Source organism: Rhodococcus sp. 06-1474-1B, from assembly GCF_002258885.1.
GTDB lineage: Bacteria > Actinomycetota > Actinomycetes > Mycobacteriales > Mycobacteriaceae > Rhodococcoides > Rhodococcoides fascians.
This window is the reverse complement of the sequence record NZ_NOYR01000028.1, coordinates 77240-99034: the sequence shown is the minus strand read 5'-3', so window position 1 is coordinate 99034 and position 21795 is coordinate 77240. Positions and strand designations below refer to the sequence as shown.

The 21795-nt window shown below is 66.9% G+C and carries 1 protein-coding gene; it reads right to left on the bottom strand.

From position 1 onward, the window contains the following. Nucleotides 1-33: 33 nt before the first annotated feature. Nucleotides 34-21789 carry a non-ribosomal peptide synthetase gene (locus tag CH266_RS17400; RefSeq protein WP_094715833.1) on the bottom strand — a complete coding sequence of 7252 codons (21756 nt, stop codon included), beginning with the start codon at nucleotides 21787-21789 and terminating at the stop codon, nucleotides 34-36. Nucleotides 21790-21795: the final 6 nt, after the last annotated feature.

The following is a 21795-nucleotide window of genomic DNA, read 5'->3' as shown; positions in this document are numbered from 1 at the left end:
CACGACGCGGCGAGCGTTGCAGTTCGCCTCACCTTATCGGGCGGCGGTTCCTATCGACCCGGGCAGACGATGCACCGGAATGTCGACACCGCTCATCTCGGCACCGTCACCGTCGACCGACACGATCGCAACGAGGCCCTCGATGTCCTCGGGTTGCAGTCGATCGACCGCGGCAGCATCTGCTGAGGCAAGGAACGCATGGGTGACCCATTCTGCGGACACGATGTCGGCGGCGTCCTCGGCGGACTCCGCCCGATCGGTCACCAGGGCTGCACCTGCGGTCACGGCGACCACACCGGCCAGAACTGCTGCACCGGAATCGAACCGGGTGGGGACGGCCAGCCGCGAATCGAAGGCCACTGCCCACTCCGCCACTGCGTTCGTCGCCAGTGCAGCGAGTGTTCCGTGGTCGATCACGGTGCCGTCGTCGACCACGACCAACGCTGGGCTGTCGGGTCCCAGAACCGCCGTTCGGTCCGAATACGTCACCGGCCGCCCAGAACTCGCGGCAATGGCGTCGACGACGTCCGGATGCCCGAGGTGGATGGTCGTGACGGACCCGGCCCAGCTCGGCGCGTCGTCACCGTCCAGGACGAGGACGGACGCGCCTGCCCGCTGCAGAACGTCGGAGGAGTTCGACGGGGCGATCGGAGCCACGGCTCCGCCTGCCTTGGCCACCGCCCACTGCGTCACGACTGCCGCAACAGCGTCGGTGACGAAGACGCCGACCACGACTCCGGTTCGGACGCCACGTTCGATCAGTACCCGAGCCATACGTGAGGACTGCTCGTCGAGCTGACGGTAGGTGGACTCGACTCCGTCCGACGACAACGCGGGCGCATCGGGATCTGCGTCCACCGTCGAGGTGAGTACCTGCGGCAAGGTCAGGTCCGACCGAACCGGTGCCGCAGTGGAGTCAGCGGTCTGCGGGGTCTCGGTCAGTGCCGCCCGCTCGGCGGCGTCGAGAACGTCGATGTCGCCGACGACGACCGCTGGTGTTGTCGCCACTGCACCGGCGATGCGTGCGAATCGTTCCGCCAGCGACGCGACCGTGGACTCGTCGAACAGATCGGCGGCATACACCCATTCGACGTTCAGGGTTCCGGTGCCGCTGTTCCCGTCGGCGTGCTGGGTCTCCACCGTGACCTGCAGGTCGAATTTCGCCGTCGGCTCGAAGCCGCTGACGGGTTCGACCACCAGGTTCGGCAGCTCGAAGCGCGCCTCGCCGTGGGGCTCCACCGACAGAACCGTCTGGAACAGCGGGGTGTACCCGGCGTTCCGGTCCGGTGCGATGGTGTCGACGACCCGCTCGAACGGGACGTCCGAATTCGCGAAGGCCCGCAGGTCGGTCTCGCGTAGAGCGGTCAGCAGCTCTGCGAACGTCGCATCCGGGTCCACGTCCGTGCGCAGCGCCAACGTGTTGACGAACATGCCCACCAGTCCGTCGAGCGCCTCGTGCCCGCGCCCGGCGATGGGCGTGCCGACGGCGAAGCTGCGGGAGCCGCTCATCCGAGACAACAGCACCCCGAGGACGGCGTGCAACACCATGAACAGGGTCGCGTTGTTCTCGCGGGCGATCGCGGCGAGCCCGGTGTGTACCGACTCGTCCAGCTCGACACTCACACTGGCTCCGCGCAGGTTGGCGGTAGCCGCCCGCGGCCGATCCCACGGCAACGACACGACCGGGGTGATCCCGCTGAGCTCGTCCGCCCAGAAGGCCAACTGCTGCGACAGAATCGACGTGGGGTCGCTGTCCGAGCCCAGCACCTGCCGCTGCCATACCGCAAAGTCCGCGTACTGCACCGTCAGCGGTTCGGGCGTGTAGTCGGTTCCCGACGCGGCAGCGAGGTACGCAGTCATGACGTCACGGGCCAGTGGTGCCATCGATGCGCCGTCTCCGCTGATGTGGTGCATCACGATGACGAAGATGTACTCGTCCGGGCCGAAGCGGAACAGTGCTCCCCGGACCGGGGGTGCGACGGTGACGTCGAAGCCCTCGTAGACGAGTGCGCGAATCCGTTCGGCGGTGTCGGAGTCGTCGGTCGCGTCGATCGGAGTCAGATCGGGTACGACCGATCCGGCGTCGACGAACTCCTGGTACGGCGAACCGTTCGCATCTTCCGGGTAGCGCGTGCGCAATGCCTCGTGGCGTTCCACGGTGCTGGACACGGCTGCCTGCAGTGCCGCGACATCCAGCTCGCCTCGCAGACGGAGCGCCAGCGGCATATTGTAGGCCCCGGACTCGGGGTCGAGTCGGTTCAGTACCCACATGCGCTGTTGCGCGAGCGACAACGGAACGGTCTGTCCGGCCGGTCGGCGACGCAGCGGAATATCGTTCGCGTCGTCGATGCGTGATTCGGCGCGCGCTGCGAGTGCCGAGACCGTCGAGGCCTCGAACAGGTCTCGGACACCGACCTTCTTCCCGAGCGCAGCCGACACCCGTGCCGCCACTCTCGTGGCGATCAGCGAGTTACCACCGAGATCGAAGAAGTCGTCGTCCGATCCGACCCGCTGCACGCCGAGCAGCTCCGCGTAGATCTCCGCCACGATCTCCTCGACCGGCGTTGCGGGAGCACGGAACTCGCGAACCTCGAACACCGGCTCCGGCAGTGCTTTTCGATCCAGCTTGCCGCTGGTGTTCAGCGGGAATTCCGCGAGCACCATCACCGTCGCCGGCACCATGTACTTCGGCAGAGCGCCGCCGACAAAGGTGCGTACCTCGGCCGGGTCCAGCGTTCCACCCGGCGCAGGCACCACGTATCCGACGAGCTGGTCGCCGGCACCGGTGGTCGCCACCACGGCCGTGGCCTGGTTGACGTCGGGATGGGCCAGCAGTGCGGTCTCGATCTCACCGAGCTCGATCCGCTGGCCACGGAACTTGACCTGGAAGTCGGTGCGCCCGATGTACTCCAGGACTCCTGCAGCGCCCGGCCCCGATCGCCATCGGACGAGGTCTCCGGTGCGATACATGCGCTCGCCGGCAGCCGAGAACGGGTTCGCGACGAAGCGGTCCATCGTCAGGTCGACGCGCCCGAGGTATCCGTCGGCGAGCTGCGTCCCCGCGAGATACAGCTCACCCGCGGTCCCTGCGGCGACCGGATGCAGTCTGCCGTCGAGAACGTAGGCCTGGGTGTTCCACTCCGGCGCCCCGATCGGGACGGTCGCGCCCTCGTCGGCAGACGTCTCCCAGTACGTCACACTCACTGCGGCTTCGGTGGGGCCGTACAGGTTGTGGATCCTGGCAGAGGTGATCGCGCGGAAGTCCGTCACCGTCTCCGGCGGCAGTGCCTCACCCACCACGTAGACGTGTCGCAACGACCGGCACTGCTCCTCGGTGGCGTACGCGGCGAACACCGTGAGCATCGACGGCACGAAGTCCGTGACGGTGACGCCGTGCCGGGCGATGCGCTCCGCGACGTACGCCGGGTCGCGGTGGCCGTCGGGGGTCGCGAGAACGACGCTCGCACCGACCTGGAGTGGGAGGAAGAAGCCCCACAGTGACACGTCGAACGTCGTCGCCGTCTTCTGCAGGTAGACGTCGTTCTCGTCGAGCGAGTACTGGTCGATCATCCACGCCATCTCGTTGACGATCGCGCGGTGCGGCACCGCGACGCCCTTGGGTCGCCCGGTCGACCCGGACGTGAAGATGACGTAGGCGGTGTTCTCCGGGCGTACCGGTGCCAGTCGGTCGGCGTCGGCCACGGCGTCTGCCGGGTAGGACGCGAGATCGAGGGTGTCCAGTTCGAGAATCGGGAACCGTTCCGGCAGTCCCGTCCGATCGTGACTGGTCGAGAGAACGGCGACCGGCACCGCGGTGTCGAGGATGTACTCGATGCGCTCGGCCGGGTGGTCCGGATCGATGGGTACGTATGCGCCGCCGGCTTCGAGGACGGCGTACATGCCGACCATCAGGTCGATGCCTCGCCTCATGCCGAGAGCGACGAGCGACTGCGGGCCGACGCCGAGCGAAATCAGGTGTCGGGCAAGACGGTTGACCCGCACCGAGAACTCGGCGTAGGTCACTGCGGCGCCCTCGTACAGCACGGCCGTGGCGTCCGGGTTCGCCGCAACCCGAGCCCGGAACGGCGCGGTCAACATGATGCCGGCGTCGACCTCGTGCGCGGTGTCGTTCCAGGTGTCGATCACGCGGGTTCGTTCTTCCGAGCCGAGCAGATCGATATCGCCGACCGCCGTCGTGGTGTCGGAGACGAAGGTTTCGAGAACACCGACGAGACGGGACAGGATCGATTCGACGTACGCAGCGTCGAACAGATCGCTGATGTACTTGAGCGTGAACGAGATTCGATCCTCGGCCACGACCAACAACGTCAGTGGGTAGTGAGTGTTGTCGTTCGAGCTCACCGACTCGACGGTCATTCCGTCGATCGCTGCCGCTTGCTGCGTCAGCTCGGCTTCGTCCACCGGGTAGGACTCGAAGATGGTGAGGGTGTCGAACAGATTCCCCATTCCGATCGCCCGTTGGATGTCGACGAGTCCCATGTGATGGTGGTCGAGCAGGTCTGCTTGTTCTCCCTGAATCCGGACCAGGTAGTTCTCGACAGTGTCGGCCGGATCGAATCGAACGCGCACCGGGATGGTGTTGATGAACAGGCCGATCATGGACTCGACGCCTGGAAGAGCAGCGGGACGGCCGGAGACCGTGGCACCGAACACGACATCGGTGCGGCCGGTGATGTGTGCGATCAGCAGGCCGTAGGCCGCTTGCACCAGCGTGTTGACGGTGACGCCGAGCCTGCCACCGAGCGCCACGAGCGACGCGGTGGTCTCGGGATCGACGAATCGCTCCGTCTCTGCCGAGCGCGCGGAGATCTCTCGTCCGACACTCGGCGGTGCGACGAACGTCGGCTCCTCGACTCCGGCCAGCGCGGTGGTCCACGCACCGAGAGACACGGCCGGGTCCTGTCGGTTCAGCCATGCCAGGTAGGAGCGATACGAGCGAACCCTCGGCATCGACGAGGTGGAACCCCGAGCGGCGTACAGGTACAACAGTTCCTTCATCACCAGCGGCAGAGACCACCCGTCGAGGAGCACGTGATGGTTGGTCATCGCGAGCTTGTAGGTGGTCGGGGTGATTCGCACGAGGACGAAACGCAGCAGCGGTGCAGTGGAGACGTCGAAATGCCGTCGTTGCTCGGCCGCCAGGGCATCGGCGACTGCTGTGCCACGTTCCGGCTCGTCGAGGTGCGACAGGTCCATCGTGGTCCAGGGCAACACGACGTCCTGATGGACGATCTGCACCGTCTCGCCGTCTGCGGTCGCGGTGAACGAGGTACGCAGATTGTCGTACCGGTCCAGCAGTGTCTGGGCAGCGTGATGCAACCGTTCGGCGTCCACCTCGCCGGCCAGGTCGAGTACGACCTGCATGGTGTAGACGTCGATCGACGCGTCGGCGAACAACGCGTGGAACAGCAGTCCTTGCTGCAACGGTGACAGCGACCAGATGTCGGTCAGCTGTGGGTAACGCGCCTCGAACGACGCGATGTCGGCCTGCGACAGCGCCACCAGAGGCACGTCCGACGGGGTCAGGCCGCCCGAGCCGGGTACCTCGGCGTACGAGGCCAGCGCCGTCAACGCCTCGGACCACAGCCCGGCGAGACGCTCGACCGTGTCCGCGGACACGGCTCCGGTCGGGAACGCGAAGCTGGCGCTCAGGACCCCGCCCTCGTCGGTGTCGAGCACGATCGCGTTGATGTCGACGGTCTTGTTCGCGGCCATGTCGGCGTCACCGGGCGCGGAGAGCTCACCGTCGGCGGCCGGCAACCAGCCGAGCGACTTCATCTCGTCCGGGACCTCGCCGGCGTCGACCCGGCCCAGGTAGTTGAAGCTGATCTGTCCGGTGCCGAGTTCGGCCAGTTCCGCAGCGGTCTCCGAGTTCAGGTAGCGGAGCAGTCCCCAGCCCATGCCTCGATCGGGCAGCGCCAGCATCTGCTCCTTGACTGCCTTCACTGCATCGCCGAGCTGCGACCCTCCCGCGAACGCAGCATCGACGTCGATCCCGGTCAGGTCGAGGCGAACGGGGAACAGGCTGGTCAGCCAGCCGACGGTACGTCCCAGATCAGCTCCGGGAACCACCGCTTCCTCGCGGCCGTGGCCTTCGAGCTGCACGAGTGTTGCCGGTGCAGTGATGCCGCGCTCGGACCGCAGTCTCGTGACGGCCAAGGCGAGCGCGGCCAGCAACCCGTCGCCCACTCCGCCGCGGAAGATCTCCGGAACGGTGGTCAGCAAGGTGCGCGTGACGTCGGGTGTCAGTTCGATGTTCACCCGTTCGAGCTTCGCCACGACATCGACCGCGGGATCGAAGGGGCGGTTGCCCAGCACGGGGTCCTCGGTGTCGGCGATCGAACGCCACAGCGGCAATTCGGCCAGCCGCGCCTCGCTCGCTGCCGCGTCGACCAGTGCATGGGTCCAACGCCGCATCGAGGTCCCGACCTCGGGGAGGGTCGGGGTCACTCCCCCCGACACCTGAGCCCAGGCGGAGACGAAGTCGGGGACCAGGATTCGCCACGACACTCCGTCGATCACGAGGTGGTGCGCCGCCACGGTCAGCGTGCCCGGCACCTCGGGTCCTCGATCGACCCAGACGAGGGCGAGCATGCGACCGGCCGCGGGGTCGAGCGTTCCCACCGCATCGTCGAATACTGTTGCAGCCGAATCGGTATCGGCCCGGGTGAGCAGTGTATCCACGTCGACGGTACCGGCGCCCGCAACATCGAGACCCCAGCCGCGGTCGTCGTGCACCAGGGTCGACCGCAGCACGTCGTGTCGATCGACCACTGCGGTCACCGTGGCGAGAATCCCGGCTCGGTCGATACCGAGCGGCAGCTCCAGTGTGACGGCCTGATGGAAGCGTGACCACCCGCCGCCGCGCTCGATCATCGCTACACCGAACGGGGGTAGCGGCATCCAACCGACGCCGCCGCCGTCGAGTTCCTCGAGCACGACCGCGTCATTGCCCTCACCGACGATCACGGCGACCTCGGCGAGACCGGCAACGGTCTTGCGCTCGAACACATCTCGCGGCCCGAACTGAATTCCCCTGGCCTTGGCGCGAGAAACGAGCTGAATCGAGACGATGCTGTCGCCGCCGAGCGCGAAGAACGAATCGTCGACCCCGACGGCGTCGAGGCCGAGGACGTCTGCGAAGACCTCGGCGATGATGCGTTCGGTGTCGGTTGTCGCGGTGCGGAATTCGGCATCGCTGCCGAATTCCGGTTCGGGTAGTGCTCTGCGGTCCAGCTTGCCGTTCGGCCCGAGTGGCAGGGCATCGAGCACGATGAGCCCGGCCGGAACCATGTATTCCGGAACCAGGGTCGCAACCGAGGCGGTGACCGCTGTGGTGTCGATCGTCTCACCGGCGACAGGAACGACGTAGCCGACCAGGAGTTCACCTGCCGACGGCGTCCGGCGCACGAGAACGACGGCTTGGTCGACCGACGGATCTGCAGTCAGCGCGGCTTCGATCTCGCCGAGCTCGATCCGCAGGCCTCGGAGTTTGACCTGGAAGTCGGTGCGGCCGAGGTACTCGAGTTCACCGTCGCGCCTCCACCGCACCAGGTCTCCGGTGCGGTACATCCGCGAGCCGGGACTGCCGTGCGGATCGGCGACGAATCGGTCGGCAGTCAGGTCCGGGCGGCCGAGGTATCCGCGGGCCAGTTGACGCCCGGCGAGATACAGCTCCCCGGGCACCCCGACGGGAACGGGGTGCAGTCGCGCGTCGAGCACCGTCACCCTCGTGTTCCACACCGGTGCGCCGATGGGAACCGACACGGTGTCCGACGGCAGGACATGGTGATACGTGACGTCGACAGCGGCCTCGGTCGGGCCGTAGAGGTTGTGCAGCTCGGTGGCGGGCAGTGCAGTGCGCAGGGCCGAGGCAACCGATGCAGGCAGCGCCTCACCGGAGGCGAACACCGCACGCAGGCCGGTGCAGTTCGACACGCCGTCCGCGGCGGCGAACACGGCCAGCAACGACGGTACGAAGTGCGCGACCGTGACGCCGCGTTCGGCGACGGTGCTCACCAGATATGCCGGATCTCGGTGGCCGTCGGGCACCGCGATGACGAGTTCGGCACCGATCTGCAACGGCCAGAACAGCTCCCACACCGACACGTCGAACGTGACCGGCGTCTTCTGCAACACCTTGTCCTGCTCGGTCAGACGGTATTCGGCCTGCATCCACAGCAGACGGTTGACGATGGCCTCGTGGCTGACCGCAACGCCTTTGGGGCGACCGGTGGAGCCGGAGGTGAAGATGACGTACGCGGTGTCCGCCGGTCGCAGCGGTGCGGTTCGCTCGGCATCGGTCACCGGTGCCGTGGACAGACCTGTCGTGTCGACGGTGTCGACCAGGATTCTGGCGGCGTCGGTCACGAGATCTGTACCGTCGCGCTCGGTCGTGAGCAGCACCACGGGTGCCGCCGTGTCCAGGATGTAGCCGATTCGTTCGGCCGGTAGATCCGGGTCGACCGGAACGTAGGCACCACCGGCGGCGAGCACGGCGTAGATACCCGCCAGCATGTCGATGGAGCGGCGCATGGCCGTCGCCACCACGGTTTCCGGGCCGACTCCCTCGGCGATGAGCAGACGCGCGAGCGCGTTGACCCGCTCGGAGAATTCGCGGTACGTCACCCGATCGTCGAGGAAGCTCGTGGCGGTGTTGTCCGGGGACTCGGCAACTCGGGACTCGAACAGCGACACCAGAGTTGCACCGGGATCCACCTCGTGCGCGGTGGCGTTCCAGTCCTCGAGGACGCGGGTACGTTCGCCTTCCTCGAGGATGTCGATGTCGCCGACGACTCCGTCCGGTGCGTCGGTCAGCGCGTGCAGTACCCGGACGAGCCGTCGCCCGAGGGAGGCCATGCTGGATTCTTCGAATAGATCTGTGGCGTAGTCGAACTGCACGTCGATTCCGGCGGGAGCACCGCGGTCGTCCGTGTTCTCCCAGAGCGTCACCTGCAGGTCGAATTTCGCGAACGCGCTACCCAGATCGATGCCCTCGACACTCAACCCCGGCAGGGCCAACGTCTGGCGGTTCAGGTTCTGGAACGTCAGCATGACCTGGAAGATCGGGTGGCGAGCCTGTGATCGGTCCGGGGCCAGCTCGTCGACGAGCCGCTCGAACGGCACGTCGGCGTGCCCGAAGGCTCCGAGGTCGGCCTCGCGAACTGCGGCGAGTTGCTCGCGCAACGTTGCCGCGGGGTGCACCGCGGTACGCAGGGCGAGCGTGTTGACGAACATGCCGACGAGCTCGTCCAGATCGGCGTCACCGCGGCCGGCGACCGGGGTTCCGATCGTCACGTCGTCGGTACCCGCCATCGCGCCGAGGAGCACCGCGAGCGCGGTGTGGACCACCATGAAGTTCGTGGCGTTGTTGGCGCGGGCCGCGCGAGCGATGTTCGACTGCAGGGCCTCGTCGATCGAGAAGTTGTATGCCGCACCGCGATACGACGCCACCGCCGGACGCGGCCGGTCGGTCGCGAGATCGAGCTGTGCCGGGGCACCGGCCAGAGCCGTCGTCCAGTAGGCGAGCTGCTTCGCCAACGGCGAATCGGGGTCGTCCTCGGAACCGAGTACCTCGCGTTGCCACAACGCGTAGTCCGCGTACTGCACCGGGAGTGGTGCCCACTGCGGGTTCTCCCCCGCGGCACGGGCGGTGTAGGCCACCATGACGTCGCGCGTCAGGGGTCCCATCGAGAACCCGTCCGCGGCGATGTGATGGGCGACGAAGGCCAGTACGTGCTCGGTCTCGCTGACCCGCAGGATCCGGATTCGGACCGGAACAGCTCGGGTCACGTCGAATCCCGCGGACACGAAGTCGCGCAGGGCCTGCTCGATCGAACTCTCGTCGACGTCGTCGACGACAACCGTCACGCCGGCCTCCGCGGTACCGAGTACCACCTGATGGCCTCGTCCGTCGACCTCCGGGTACACGGTGCGCAGAATTTCGTGCCTCGCCAGCACGTCGTGCACGGCGTTGGTGAGTGCATCGACATCGATGCTGCCGGACAACCGAATTGCGACCGGAATGTTGTTCACGGCGGAGGTCGGATCGAATTGGCTCAGGAACCACATGCGCTGCTGAGCCATCGACAGCGGCACCGAGTCCGGTCGTGTTCGAGCCGTCAGTGCCCGGCGCGCACCGGTACCCACCTCGGACTCGATCGCACGTGCGAGCGACTGCACCGTCGGAGACTCGAAGATCGAGCGGACCGGCACCTGAGTATCGAGCGCCGCCCCCAGCCGGGAGACCACCTGAGTGGCGATGAGCGAGTTACCGCCGAGCGCGAAGAAGTCGTCGTCCAGACCCACGCGCTCGACAGCGAGCACCTCGGCGAAGACCGCCGCGACGGCCTCTTCCACCGGATTGGTCGGCGCGCGGAATTCGGCTGTCTCGAACTGCGGTTCGGGGAGCGCCTGTCGATCCAGCTTTCCGTTGACGCCGCGAGGAAGAGCCTCGAGCACGACGAAGGCCGCCGGGATCATGTACGACGGCAGACGTTCGGCGAGTGCACGACGGATGCCGTCCTGATCCAGCGTCACCCCATCGGCGGGCACGAGGTAGGCCACGAGCCGCGCGCCTGATCCCGTGTCCGCGAGAGCGATCACGGCGACGTCGCGAATCTCGTCGAGCGATCCGAGAGCGGCATCGATGTCGCCGAGCTCGATACGGAAACCGCGAATCTTCACCTGGAAGTCGGTGCGCCCGACGTACTCCAGTTCGCCGTCGGCGCGCCAGGATACGAGGTCACCGGTGCGGTACAGGCGGCCGCCGGGGGTGAACGGGTCCGCGACGAATCGCTCGGCGCTCAGATCCGGCCGCGCGAAGTACCCGTCGGCCAGCTGCGCACCCGCGAGGTAGAGCTCACCTGCGACGCCGACCGGAACGGGAGCCAGACGCGAATCCAGCACGTAGACACGGGTGTTCCACTCAGGGCCACCGATCGGAACCGTGGTGCCGTCGACGGTCGTCACCCGATGCGAAGTCACCGAGACCGCGGCCTCGGTCGGTCCGTACAAGTTGTCCAGTCGCGCAGCCGAACTGCGCAGCGCGCGCTCGGCCGTAGCGACCGGCAGTGCTTCGCCGATCGCCAGGATCCGCGTCAGGGGTTCGGGCAGGGTGCCCGCCGACGCCGTGACCAGCGCTTCGAGCACGGACGGCACGGTGTGCAGTGTCGTCACCGATTCCCGGTTCATCAGATCGACGAGGTAGGCGGGATCGCGGTGACCCTCGGCGTCGGCCACGACGATCGCACCACCGGAGACGGCGGCGACCCAGAACTCCCACACGGACAGATCGAAGGTGGCCGCGGTCTTGAGCAGTACTCGGTCGGTGCTGCCCAGTCCGTAATGAGCGCTCTGCCACAGCAATTGGTTGACGATGGCGGCATGACTCACCGCGACACCCTTGGGGCGGCCGGTGGATCCGGACGTGAAGATGACGTACGCGGTGTTCGCAGGCCGCAGCGGCGAGGTGCGCTCACTGTCGGTGACGGGCGCGTCCGAGACCTCTGCGTCGAGCACTCGCGGATCGGTGTCGACCAACAGCACCGGAACCGAGTCGACATCGACACCGTCCCGCGCAGTACTCAGGACCAGAGCGGGAGCAGCTACCTCCAGGATGTAGGCATTGCGGTCCGCCGGCTGATCCGGATCGATGGGCACGTACGCCCCACCCGCCTTGGCGACGGCATACATCGCGACGAGCAGATCCACCGAGCGCCTGATCGCCAGGGCAACCGTCACCTGCGGGCCGACACCGGCACCGATCAGGACGCGGGCCAACCGGTTGATTCGACGATCGAACTCGCCGTACGACAGTGACTGCCCGGCATGGACCACCGCGACCGCGTCGGGCTGCGCCTGCACCTGTCGATCGAACAGCGATACCAGCGTCTGCGACGCATCGACATCGTGATCGGTGTCGTTCCACGTGCGGACGATCCGGGTGCGTTCCTCGGGCGAGAGCAGCTCGAGATCGCCGACGACGGCCGACGGGTCCTCGGCCACGGCGGCGAGGAGGCGAACGAACCGGTCTGCAAAAACTTCGATCGTGGCGCGATCGAAAAGATCGGTGGCATAACTGAATTCGGCCGACAGTTCCGCGGGCGAGCCGTCCGGGGCGTAGCGATCCGAGATCGACAGTTGCAGATCGGTTTTCGCAGTCACCGCATCCGCCTCGACGGCACTCACCGTCAGACCCGGCAGCTCGAACGTCGACTCGGCAAGGTTCTGGAAGGACAGTCCTACCTGGAACAACGGGTTGCGTGCCGTCGACCGCACCGGGTTCAGCACCTCCACGAGACGCTCGAACGGAACGTCGGAGTGCGCGAACGCGGCCAGGTCCCGCTCTCGGGCCTGAGCGAGCAACTGGCGGAAGGTCATCGACGATTCGACCGACGACCGGAAGACCAGAGTATTGACGAACATACCGATCATCGAGTCCAGAGCCCGCTCACCGCGGCCGGCAATGGGCGTTCCGACCGCGATGTCCTCGGAACCGGACAGGCGTGCGAGCAACACCGCGAATGCCGAGTGCACCACCATGAACAACGTTGCCTGCTCGGTGCGTCCGAGCTCGGCGAGAGCAGCGTGCGTGCCGGCGTCGACGGTGAACCGCACGGCATCGCCGCGGAAACTCTGCGCAGGCGGGCGCGGGCGATCGGTGGGCAGTACCAATTGATCCGGCAGCTCGGCGAGCGCATCTTTCCAGTACGACACCTGCTGCGCTGCAACCGAATCGGGATCCGATTCGGTACCGAGCACGGTTCGCTGCCACAGCGCGAAGTCGACGTACTGCACCTCGAGTGGCTCCCAGTCCGGAGCCGACCCTGCAGATCTCGCGGTGTATGCGGTCATGACGTCGACGGCCAGCGGGCCCATCGACGCGCCGTCGGCCGACACGTGGTGGACGACGAAGGCCAGGACGTGCTCGTTCTCGTCGACGCGGAACACGCGCGCGTCGACCGGTACCTCGACGGTGACGTCGAAGCCACGCGTGAAGAATTCGGTCACGGCGGTGACGACGTTCGCACCGGCCACGTCTCGGACGGCGAGGTCCATCGGTACCTCGGACGCCGGCAACACCTGCTGGAACGGGCCCTGTGCCGAGTCCGGGTACCGGGTACGAAGAGACTCGTGGCGCTCGACGACATCGCGCACCGCCAACTGCAGCGCAGCGACGTCGAGCTCACCCGACAACCGCACGGCGAACGGAATGTTGTCCACCGACGACGTCGTGTCGAACTGGTTGAGGAACCAGTATCGCTGCTGCGCAGGCGAGAGCGGCGGGTGCTCGGGACGCGGACCCGCCACGAGTGCAGCGCGCCCGCCCGAACCGACAGCGCTCTCCACGTGCGCCACCAGTGCGGCCACGGTCGAGCTCTCGAACAGCGCCCGCACCGGGACCACCGTGTCCAGGGCCGCGCCGAGCCGCGAGACCACCTGGGTGGCGATCAACGAGTTACCGCCCAGGGCGAAGAAGTCGTCGTCCAGTCCCACTCGCTCGAGGTGCAGGACGTCGGCGAACACTCCGGCGACGATCTCTTCGACCGCGGTGGTGGGTGCGCGGAATTCCCGGGCCTCGAACACGGGTGCGGGAAGCGCGGCGCGATCCAACTTGCCCACCGGGGTCAGTGGAACGGTGTCGAGAACGATGATCGACGACGGGATCATGTAGGCGGGCAATGATTTTCCGACGAAGGCGGTCAGCTCGTCGACGTCGACGACGGAACCACGCGTCGGCAGCACGTAGGACACGAGGGTGGTGACACCCGAGGGCAGTTCGTGTCCGAGTGTGACGGCGAAGTCGACCTCGGGAACAGCGGTGAGCGCGGAGTCGATCTCGCCGAGCTCGATACGGAACCCACGCACCTTGACCTGGAAGTCGGTGCGGCCGACGAACTGCAGCTGCAGGTCGTCCGTCCATCGCACGACGTCGCCGGTGCGGTACATCCGTGCGCCGTCGATGCCGTACGGGTTGGCCACGAAGCGCTCGGAGGACAGACTCGGCCTACCGAGATAGCCGCGAGCGAGCGCACCGCCCGACAGATACAGGTCACCCGCGACACCGGTCGGAACCGGTTCGAGCCTGGAATCGAGGATGAGCACGGACATGCCGTGAATCGGTCGACCGATGGTGATCGGCTCGCCGGGCGTCAACTCGGCGAAGCTGGAGATGATCGTGGTCTCGGTCGGTCCGTACCCGTTGAAGTACTTCCGGTCCCCTGCCCACCGGGCGAGGAGTTCGGGAGTGGTCACGTCGCCGCCCACCGAGAGCACCTCGAGCGAATCGATCCCGTGGGGATCCATCGTGCCGAGCACCGCGGGCGTGATGATCGTGTGAGTGACCCTCTCCGCCTTCAACAATTCGGCCAGTTCGGTGCCGCCGAGAATCGATGCGGGTACCACCACCAACGTCGCGCCGACGGAGAACGCCGCCATCCACTCCAGAACCGACGGATCGAAGTTCGGCGAGCAGACGTGGAGGAACCGCGAGGCCGGCTTCAGGTGATAGAGATCGGTTGCTGCGTCGAGGACGCCCCCGAGTCCGGCGTGCGTGACGACGACGCCCTTCGGCTTGCCCGTCGAGCCCGAGGTGTAGATGACGTAGGCGGGGTTCTGGAACGTGACGGGTCGCAGGCGGTCGGCATCGGTGACCGGCTCGGCAGAGCGGGTGCGGACCTCGGCCACGAACTCGTCGTCGTCGACGCTCAGCCAGGTCAGGTCCTGCTGTCCGCCGGCGAGCCGATCCGAGTGTGCCCGGGTGGTCAGGCCCAGTAGGGCCTCGGAGTCCGAGACCATGTGGGCGACGCGATCGACCGGATACGTCGGGTCGACGGGTAGGTGCGCGGCCCCCGATTTCGCCACTGCCCAGACCGCGAGCACCATGAAGTAGGAGCGTTGGAACCCCAGAGCCACAACGGATTCGGGGCCGGCCCCGCGCTCGATGAGCACCCGGGCGAGCTGCGAGGACGTCGCATCGAGTTCGGCGTACGAGATCGAGCGGCCCTCGTAGCGAATCGCGGTCGCCGACGGGTCGAGTGCGGCTCCGGCAGCGAAGATCTCGGCCAGAGTGCCGCCGGCCAACACGTCGTCACCGTGGACGTGGGTGAGCCGGTCGTATTCGTCGTCGTAGAGGATGGACAGATCGCCCACCGGGGTGTTCGGTGTCGCCACGATCGCTTCGAGCAGCCAGCGGAAACGACGCGAGAACACCTCGATCGTGTTCTCGTCGAACAGGTCTCGCGCGTAGAGGAAACCGGCGGACAGACCGGTGCCGTCGGCCTTCTCGTGCAGCGTCAGCGACAGGTCGAACTTGGCTGTGTCGACCTCGACGTCGACCGCCGAGACCGTCAGATCGGGAAGGTGGAATTCGCTCGGCGGCAGGTTCTCGAACGCGATCGCGACCTGGAACAGCGGGTGCCTGGCCGTCGTGCGCTCGGGTTCGAGCAAATCGACGAGCCGCTCGAAGGGGATGTCCGCGTGTGCGAATGCATCGAGATCAACGTCCCGGACGTGGCCGAGGAGGTCGGTGAATCCCTTGCTTCGATCGACCGAGGTGCGGAGCACCAGGGTGTTGACGAACATGCCGATCACGTCGTCCAGGACGGCCTCGCCGCGGCCTGCGACGGCGGTACCCACCGCAACGTCGTCCGAGGTGGACATGCGAGCCAGGAACAGCGCGAGTGCACCGTGGAGCACCATGAACAGGGTGGTTCCGGTCGACCGGGCCAGATCGTCGAGCGAGGCACGCAGATCCGCATCGATGTCGAACTGGAACCGCCCGCCCGAGTACGACTGCACCGCGGGACGCGGCCGGTCGTACGGCAGGGTCAGCTCACTGGGCAGGTCCGCCAGGGCCGAACGCCAGTAGTCCGCCTGTGCTGCCATCAGGCTGCTCGGATCCGCGTCGTCGCCGAGCACGGCGCGCTGCCACAGCGCGAAGTCGGCGTACTGCACCGCCAGCGGCGTCCACTGCGGTGCGTCGCCGGCCACACGAGCGAGGTAAGCCGTCATCACGTCGCGGGTCAGCGGTCCCATGGACCAACCGTCTGCGCTGATGTGATGAACCACGACGACCAGCACGTACTCGTCGTCGGTGACCTGGAACAGTTTCGCGCGCAGGGGAATCGACTGGGTGACGTCGAATCCTTCGGAGGCGAAAGCGATCAGGTCGGCCACCGCACCGTCGGCGGACGGTGTGGTGGGTGTCAGGTCCGGTGCCACCGATTCGGCAGGCAGGATCACCTGATGCCCCGCTCCGTCCACACTCGGGTAGACGGTGCGGAGTGCTTCGTGCCGGTCGAGAACGTCGACGACCGCTGCGTTCAGGGCCGCAGTGTCGAGTGCTCCGGTGAGCCGGATCGCCACGGGGATGTTGTTGACCGCCGATTCGGGCTCGAATCGGTTGAGGAACCACATCCGCTGCTGGGCGAGAGAGAGCGGAATTCGTTCGGGGCGTTCCTGCGGCACCAGAGGCGCGGAGACTCCGTGGCCGACGTGACTTTCCAACGCAGCAGCCAAGGCTGCCACCGTGCCTGCCTCGAACATCGTTCGGACGGGCACCGTCGTGCCCAGCTCGGCACCGAGTCGTGCGGCGACCTGAGTGGCGACGAGCGAATTGCCGCCGAGCGCGAAGAAGTCGTCGTCCACACCGACTCGGTCGAGTCCGAGGACCGCGCCGAACACGTTCGCGACGATCTCTTCGACCGGATCGGACGGTGCTCGGTAGGGCGTTGCCTCGAATTCCGGATCGGGCAGCGCTTTTCGATCGAGCTTGCCACTTCCGCCGAGAGGGAACTCGGCCAATTCCACGACGGTGGTCGGCACCATGTACTCGGCCAGACGTCCACGTAGCGCGGTGCGTACCCGGTCCACATCGACCGGGCCTTCGGTGGGGACGACGTAGGCAACCAGTTGTTCCCGTCGCACGAGCACCACGGCCTGAGCGATCTCGGGAAGATCCAACAGAGCCGATTCGATTTCGCCGAGTTCGATACGGAGACCACGCAACTTCACCTGGAAGTCGGACCGCCCCACGTACTCCAACTCACCGGCGGGCAGCCACCGCACCACGTCGCCGGTTCGGTACATCCGCGCTCCGTCGACCGCGAACGGATCGGCAACGAAGCGATCCGCGGTCAGATCGGGTCGGCTCACGTATCCCCTGGCGAGCTGGACACCCGAGAGATAGAGCTCTCCCGACACCCCGACCGGAACCGGCCGCAACGACGAATCCAGAACGCGCACATCGGTGTTCCACACCGGTGAACCGATCGGCACCACGGCTGTGTCCGCGTCGGAGACCGCGTGATAGGTCACGTCGACAGCAGCTTCGGTCGGGCCGTACAGGTTGTGCACCGACACCTGTGGGAGCGCGCGGCGCAGCGAATGTGCAGTAGCAGGCGCAAGCGCCTCCCCCGAGGCGAACACCGTACGCAGCGACGCGCCCGCGTCGGGCCTACGCAGCGCCTCCGGTGTGAACACCGACATCATCGACGGCACGAAGTGCACTACCGAGACATGTTCGCGTGCAATGACATCGAGCAGGTACGACGGATCCCGATGACCCTCGGGAACCGCGATGACCACCGATGCGCCGACCTGGAAGGCCCAGAAGAACTCCCACACCGACACGTCGAACGTAGCCGGTGTCTTCTGCAACACCACGTCCTGCGGACCGAGGGGGTACTCGTGCTGCATCCACGACAACCGGTTGACGATCGCCGCGTGCGATACGCCGACGCCCTTCGGCCGACCCGTCGACCCCGAGGTGAAGATGATGTATGCGAGGTTCTCTGCCCGCAGCGGTGCCGTCCGCTCCGCGTCGGTCACCGGCGCCGACGAGAATTCCGACACGTCCACGGTGTCGATGTCGACCGTCTCCACGCCGGGGAACTCGACGTGATCTCGGGTGCTCGAGAGCACCCGTACCGGCGAGGCCGTGCTCACGATGTACTCGTTGCGCTCCGACGGCTGAGCCGGATCGATGGGCACGTACGCAGCACCGGCCTTGACGATCGCGTACATACCGACGAACAACTCGATACTGCGGCCGACTGCGAGGCCGACTGTCGAATCGGTCCCGACACCCACCGACAACAGGTACCGCGCCAGGCGGTTCGCGCGCGCATCGAGCTCGGCGTACGTCAGCCGAACGTCCTCGAACACAAGGGCCTGCGCGTCGGGGGTCTGCTCGACGCGACCGTCGAACTGCCCCACCAACGTTGTTCCGCTGGTGATCTCGTGCGCCGGTCCCGAACCGAACGTCAGCACCGACTCCCGCTCGACCGAGTCGAGCAGGTCGATCTCTCCGACGGCTGCGGCGGGCGCTGCGGTGATCGCACGAAGAACCCGAACGAACCGCTCTCCGAATCGAGCCATCGTCGATTTGTCGAAGAGGTCCGCAGCATAGGTCAGGGCGACGGTCAGGCCCGCGGGCTCGGAGCCGGCCGGTGCCGAATCCCACAGCGTGACTTGCAGATCGAACTTTGCCAGGTCTGCCTCGTAGTCGACCGCTGCGATGGTCAGGCCGGGGAGCTCGACCGAGGTTCGATCCAGGTTCTGGAACGTCAACATCACCTGGAACAGCGGGTGGCGTGCCTGCGAGCGCGCCGGGGCCAACACGTCCACCAGACGCTCGAAGGGCACGTCGGCGTGCGAGAACGCAGCGAGGTCCACCTCCCGGATCTCGCGCAGCAGATCGTCGAACGACGTCCGTGAATCGACTTCGGTGCGCAGCACCAGTGTGTTGACGAACATGCCGACGACGTCGTCGAGGGCCGCGTCTCCACGGCCGGCGACCGGCGTACCGATACTGATGTCGTCGGCGGCCGCGAGCTTGGTCAACAGCACGGCCAGCGCCGCGTGCACGACCATGAATGTCGTTGCGTTGTGGTCTCTTCCGAGCTTCTCCAGCGCGCGGACCAGTTCGGCGTCGATCTCGAACGTGTGCGTGCCGCCGTTGGTCGTGGCGACCGCCGGGCGGGGACGGTCGGTGGGTAGCTCCAACTGGTCGGGTGCGCCGCCGAGTCGGTGCCGCCAGTAGTTCTCCTGCGCCGAGATCAGAGATTCCGGATCGTCCTCGCTGCCGAGGACGGCCCTCTGCCACAGCGTGAAGTCGGCGTACTGCACCTCGAGCGGAGTCCACTGTGGTTGCTGCCCGTTGGTGCGCGCCACGTATGCGGCCACCACGTCTCGGGTCAGCGGGCCCATCGAGAATCCGTCGGCCGCGATGTGGTGCACCACGAACGCGAGCACGTGCTCGGTCTCGGCCGTCTCGAGAAGCACCGCCCGGAAGGGCAGCTGTACCGCCAGATCGAAGGGCCTGAGCGCGAACTCGAGCAGCACGGCGGGAACGTCGGCATCGGTTGCCGTCGCGCGCTCCAATTCCACTGCCACCGCATCGGATTCGAGTACTTGCTGGAAGCCGATGCCGTCGCGATCGGGGTAGACCGTCCGCAGCGACTCGTGCCGGTCCAACACGTCGATCAAGGCCGCCTGCAGGGCGGTGAAATCGAGTTCACCGCTCAACGCGATGGCGACCGGGATGTTGTTGACTGCCGAGTCCGGCTCGAATCGGTTGAGGAACCACATCCGTTGCTGGGCCAGCGACAGCGGCACACGTTCGGGCCGCTGCTGTGCCACCAATGGAGGTCGCGCGTGCGTCGAGCCTGCGGCATCGACGGCCGCGGCGAGTTCGGCGACGGTCGGTGCGTCGAAGAACGACCGCACATCCACTGCTGTGCCCAGTTCCGCGTTGACTCGCGCGATCACGCGGGTGGCGTTGAGCGAGTTTCCGCCGAGAACGAAGAAGTCGTCGTCCACGCCGATACGGTCGATACCGAGAACCGTCTCGAAAATTGCCGCCAGAGCAGTTTCGGTGTCGGTGCCCGGGGCGCGATACTCGCGTACGAGCGAGGCGAAATCGGGCGCAGGCAAGGCTTTTCGGTCCAGCTTGCCGCTGGCGTTCAGGGGGAATTCGTCCAGCACGACGAACACCGACGGCACCATGTACTCGGGCATGCGCCGGCGCACCGCATCCGCCAGGCCGTCGTGATCGATATCGGGCTCGGTGCTCACGACATAGCCGACGAGCTGCTCACCCAACTGGGCCTGCGATCGGTCGGCGTGAACGAGTACCGCAGCCTGGGTCACCTGCGGCTCGGCGAGCAGCGCTTGCTCGATCTCGCCGAGTTCGATACGGAGGCCACGCAGTTTGACCTGGAAGTCGGTGCGGCCGATGTACTCGATCAGGCCGTCGGCGCGTCGGCGCACCAGGTCGCCGGTGCGGTACATCCGGTCCCCCGGCTCACCGAACGGGTCGGCGACGAATCGATCGGACGTCAGGTCCGTGCGTCCGAGGTATCCGCGAGCGAGCTGCACGCCCGCGAGATAGAGCTCTCCCTCGACTCCCCGGGGTGAGCGCCGCAGACCCTCGTCGAGCACGTAGAGGTCGGTGTCGTCGACGGCAGCGCCGATCGGTACCGAGCCGTCCTCCACCTGCTGGGTTCGGTAGTACGTGACGTCGACGGCTGCTTCGGTGGGACCGTACAGGTTGTGCAACTCGGCACCGGAGATCGCGTGGAACGCGTTGACGGTTCGCGCCGGCAGCGCCTCACCGGAGGCGAACACCATGCGAAGCGAATCGGCCTGTGCGGCGGTGGGTTCGGCAACGTAGACCGACAGCATCGACGGTACGAAGTGGGTCACCGTCACGCCGTGTTCAGCGATGACGCGGGCGAGATAGGCGGGGTCGCGGTGCCCGTCGGGCTCGGCGATCACCAGTGTCGCGCCGATCTGCAACGGCCAGAAGAACTCCCAGACCGACACGTCGAACGTGAACGGTGTCTTCTGCAAGACGACGTCGGCCGGGGTCATCGTGTATTCCCGCTGCCGCCAGGAAATATTGGCGACGATCGCGCGGTGGCCCACCGCCACGCCCTTCGGACGCCCGGTCGAACCGGACGTGAAGATGACGTACGCGAGGTCGTCTTCGCCGAGGGTGCCGAGCCGGTCCGCATCGGTGATGCGCCCTGCAGTCACGCCGGAGACGTCGACGGCATCGACGAGCAGAGTCTGCGTGCCGTCCGGCAACTGCGGCAGGTCCTCCGATGTCGTGAGCACCAGAACCGGTCGCGCGGTATCGAGGACGTAGGCGAGTCGATCCACCGGGTGCTCGGGGTCCAACGGAACGTAGGCACCACCGGCTGCCGAGATGGCGTACATACCCACCAGCAGATCGAACGAGCGGCGGATAGACAGCCCCACCGTCGAATCCGGGCCGACACCCCGCTCGATCAGAACCCGGGCGAGGCGTTCGACCGACTCTGCGAACTCGGAATAGGACCGACTCTCGCCGCCGAACACGAGCGCGGGTGCGTCCGGTGTCCGCTCGGCCTGATCGGCGAACAGGGTGTAGAGGGTGGTTGCCTCGGGTCCGGCCGGGCTCGACGCCGAGTCGTCGTCACCGAGAACCGTCGCGGCATCGGAGACCACCGACGAGACCACGGCGTCGAGACCACCGTCGGTGGCCTCGATGAGGCCGGGAACGGTGTTGGACAGCACGACCGGGACCAGCGCGTCCGAGCCCAGAACCCCACCCATGGCCGTGTCGAGGGTGGTGATCTCCTCGTCCAACCGGGCGTAGGTCAACTCCGTGCCGAGGTGCGCGAGCGCCACGCGGTCCGGTTCGACCGCAGCGACGCTCCGAACCAAGCGCGGAAGGTCCTCGACCGTCAATGCTGCCTCGCGTCGACGTCCAACCGCCATCTAACT

What these genes read in the sequence shown, in the direction of transcription:
- CH266_RS17400 (WP_094715833.1), bottom strand. Translation starts at nt 21,789, where the DNA reads ATGGCGGTTGGACGTCGACGCGAGGCAGCATTGACGGTCGAGGACCTT.